Annotated in this window: 2 protein-coding genes; both read left to right on the forward strand. The window is 64.0% G+C overall.

All coding sequences use genetic code 11. The features are described from left to right. Window positions 1-222: 222 nt before the first annotated feature. Complete coding sequence (gene istA / locus KP010_RS22365; protein ID WP_253203996.1) at window positions 223-1,701, forward strand: IS21 family transposase; 1,479 nt, start codon at window positions 223-225, stop codon at window positions 1,699-1,701. After that, on the forward strand, window positions 1,698-2,507 hold the full coding sequence (gene istB / locus KP010_RS22370) for an IS21-like element helper ATPase IstB (RefSeq protein WP_216281911.1): 810 nt from the start codon (window positions 1,698-1,700) through the stop codon (window positions 2,505-2,507). Before istA ends, istB begins: the two co-directional genes overlap by 4 nt. The last annotated feature ends 141 nt before the right edge of the window (window positions 2,508-2,648 follow it).

Raw genomic sequence — 2,648 nt, forward strand, 5'->3', positions numbered from 1 at the left:
TGCCGCGCGACAATCAAGGTGAGAGTCCAGCGTCAATCAGGATGAGAATCGCGGGGGTGTCGGCGCGACGGAGGGAGGGCGAAGCCCGACCGTAGTTGCGCCGACACCCCTGCGCGCGCTCAAAAAAACGGCCTGTCCGCCGGTCGCGGGGCCGGGTGAAGGGTCGGTTTTCCCCTCGGGAGGACCGATTCGTTGCCCGGCCGCCATGTCACCGACCGCCAGATGAGGCTCTTCATGCAATTTCGAAAAACCGACCGCGCCGCCGTCGCCGCAGCGAAAGCCGGTTTCAGCCCGGCGACCGCCTATCGGCTGGAACATGATCCCCGGCTTCCCTCGCAAAAGAAGGCGCCACGCGCCCGCCGACGGCCAGATCCGCTGGAGAGCGTTTGGGACGGCGAGGTCATACCCATGCTGAAAGCGGCGCCCGGCCTGCGCCCGATCGGCGTGCTCGAGGAGTTGCGCCGCCGCCATCCGGAACTCGGCTCCGGCGTGCGCCGCACGCTGGAGCGGCGCATTCGGAACTGGCGCGCCATCCATGGTCCCGAGCAGGAGGTGATTTTCCGGCAGGAGCATCCTCCGGGCCGCATGGGGCTCTCGGATTTTTGCGACATGCGCGATCTCGAGGTCTCCATCGCCGGCGTTCCGCTCGATCACCGGCTCTATCACTTCCGCTTGCCATTCTCAGGCTTCGAATCCGCCCATGTCGTGCTCGGCGGCGAGAGCTTCGTCGCCCTCGCCGAAGGCTTGCAGAACGCCCTGTGGACGCTCGGCGGCGCGCCGCAGCAGCATCGCAGCGACAGTCTCTCCGCCGCCTTCCGCAATCTCGACGCCGACGCCAAGGAGGATATGACGCGCCGCTATGAAGCGCTCTGCGCCCATTACGGCATGACGCCGACGCGCAACAACAAAGGCGTCTCCCATGAGAACGGCTCGATCGAAAGCGCCCACGGCCATATCAAAGCCGCGCTCGAGGACGAGCTGCTGCTGCGCGGCTCGCGCGACTTCGACGATCTCGGCGCCTGGCGAAGGTTCGTCGACGAGCTCGTCGGTCGGCGCAACGCCCGCAACGCCGCGCGCGTCGATCTCGAACGCGCGGAACTGAAAGATCTGCCGCCGCGCAAGACGTCGGACTTCGAGGAGGAACGGGTCTCGGTCACCTCGTCCAGCGCCTTCACTTTGCGCAAAGTCTTCTACACCGTGCCGTCGCGGCTGATCGGCCACAAGCTTCTCGTGCGCCTCTACGACGATCGGCTCGAAGTCTTTCAGGGGTCGACGCATTTGTTCGACCTGCCGCGCGGCAGGCCTGGACCAAACGGCAAACATGGCCATGTCGCCGACTATCGGCACGTCATTCATTCCCTGCGCCGCAAGCCTATGGCGCTTCTGAACCTCGTCTATCGCGATCAGCTTTTTCCGCGACGCGCCTACGCCAAAGCCTTCGACGCGCTGCTTGCCGAGACGGGAGAAAAGACGGCCTGCAAAACCATGGTTGCTCTGCTCGCCCTTGCGCACGAACGCGCCTGCGAAGCCGAACTCGCTATTGCAATCGATGAGGAACTCGACCATGGCCGCTTGCCCGATCTTGCCGCGCTGACCGAACGCTTCGCGCCGAGAATCGCCACGGCGCCGAATGTCGTCGTCGCGCTGCCGGAGCTCGCCGTCTATGACGCGCTCGCCTCTTGCGAAGGAGCGGCGGCATGAAGGCGAACGATAAAATCGACGCCGCCCGCGTCGACCTGCTTCTCTCCGAACTGCGTCTATCCGGCGTCAAACTCGTCTGGAACGCGCTCGCCGCGACCGCCGACAAGGAAGGTTGGCCCGCCGCACGCTTCCTCGCCGCGCTCGCCGAACAGGAACTCGCCGACAGAAGTCAGCGCCGCTTCGCTCGACATCTCGCTGAAGCGCGCCTGCCGCCCGCAAAAACGCTCGACGCTTTCGACTTCGACGCCGTGCCGATGGTCTCGAAGGCGCAAGTGCAGGCCCTCGCCGCCGGCGACGCCTGGCTGGAAAAAGGCGCCAATCTGCTGATGTTCGGCCCGCCCGGCGCCGGAAAATCGCATCTCGCGGCAGCGCTCGGTCTCGCGCTCATCGAAAACGGATGGCGTGTGCTCTTCGCGAGAACGACGGACCTCGTGCAGAAGCTGCAAGTCGCAAGGCGCGATCTCGCCCTCGAGGCCGCGATCGACAAGCTCGACAAATATCATCTGCTCATCCTCGACGATCTTGCCTATGTCGCCAAGGATCAGGCCGAAACCAGCGTGCTCTTCGAGCTGATCAGCGCTCGCTACGAACGACGCTCGCTGCTCATCACCGCAAATCAGCCCTTCGGCGAGTGGGGGAAAATCTTCCCCGATCAGGCCATGACGCTCGCCGCCGTCGACAGGCTCGTTCATCACGCGACAATCTTCGAAATGAACGTCGACAGCTATCGCCGAAAATCCGCGCTTAAAAAAGCTGCCGGCCCAGGCCGAACTCCGGCGCGCGCGACAATTAAATCCGCATCTTGATTGTCGTGCCGCGTCAATCAAAACGACCGTCGCCAAAAATCCGCTTGCGTTATTGTCGCTCCGCGACAATCATCTCGTCACCGCGACCGAAACTTCTCATCCTGTTTGTCGCGCGCTTCTCATCCAGATTGTCGCGCCATA

It is taken from the genome of Methylosinus sp. KRF6, from assembly GCF_018887255.1.
In the GTDB taxonomy this organism is placed as follows: domain Bacteria; phylum Pseudomonadota; class Alphaproteobacteria; order Rhizobiales; family Beijerinckiaceae; genus Methylosinus; species Methylosinus sporium.

Bases quoted from the DNA above. Each gene is read 5' to 3' on its own strand.
- istA (WP_253203996.1), top strand. From the start codon at position 223: ATGAGGCTCTTCATGCAATTTCGAAAAACCGACCGCGCCGCCGTCGCC.
- istB (WP_216281911.1), top strand. From the start codon at position 1,698: ATGAAGGCGAACGATAAAATCGACGCCGCCCGCGTCGACCTGCTTCTC.